Origin of the sequence: Micromonospora maritima, assembly GCF_902825405.1 — a bacterium.
Lineage (GTDB): Bacteria > Actinomycetota > Actinomycetes > Mycobacteriales > Micromonosporaceae > Micromonospora > Micromonospora maritima.
On sequence record NZ_CADEAU010000918.1, the window covers coordinates 1 to 935 of the forward strand.

Genomic DNA, 935 nt, shown 5'->3' on the forward strand with positions numbered 1-935 from the left:
GCATCCGGTGCTCACGCTGCCGGTGACCGCGATCCTCGACGACACCGACACCACCGGGCACACGCTGTCCACGCTGCGCCGTGGTGACGACGACCCGACCCGGCTGCTGACCAGCCTCGCCACCGCCCACACCATCGGCCTGCCCGTCGACCTGGCCTCCGTGCTCACCCCGGCCGCCGTGGTCGACCTGCCCACCTACCCGTTCGGGCGGGACCGGTACTGGCTGTCGCGCGGCGGCACCGGACCGGCCGGCCTGCCCGCCGCCGGACTCGACGCCGTCGACCACCCCCTGCTGCACGCCGCCGCCGATCTGCCCGGCGACGACGGTCTGCTGGTCACCGGCCGGATCTCGCTTGCCACCCACCCCTGGCTCGCCGACCACGCCGTGCTCGGCACCGTCCTGCTCCCCGGCACCGCCCTGGTCGAGATGGCGTCCTGGAGCGGCCGCGCCGTGGACACCGCCCACGTCACCGAACTGGTCCTGGAGGCACCCCTGGTCGTCCCGCCGACCGGCGGCGTCGACCTGCGGATCCGCGTCGGCGCCGCCGACGACGACGGCTGCCGGCCGGTCTCCGTCCACTCCCACCTCGACGACGGCGGCGACGCCCCGGGCACCGGCCGGACCTGGCAGCGGCACGCCACCGGCCTGCTCGCCCCCACCCGGCCGGTCGCCGTCACCGCCGGCGGCGCCTGGCCGCCCGCCGACGCCGTACCGATCCCGCTGGACACCCTCTACCCGCACCTCGGCGAGCAGGGCTACCGGTACGGGCCGACGTTCCAGGCGCTGCGCGCCGCCTGGCGCAGCGGCGACGACCTCCTCGCCGAGGTCGCGCTCGACCCCGACGCGCCTGTCGACCCGTTCACCCTGCACCCGGCGCTGCTCGACGCCGCGCTGCACACCATCGGCGCCGACGCCCTGCACCGCGCCACCACGG

Annotated in this window: 1 protein-coding gene; it reads left to right on the top strand. The window is 76.9% G+C overall.

Translation table 11 applies throughout. The features are described 5' to 3' along the window. Window positions 1–935 (top strand): polyketide synthase dehydratase domain-containing protein (locus HUW36_RS33530; RefSeq protein WP_174531662.1); only part of this gene is annotated, 935 nt, incomplete at both ends.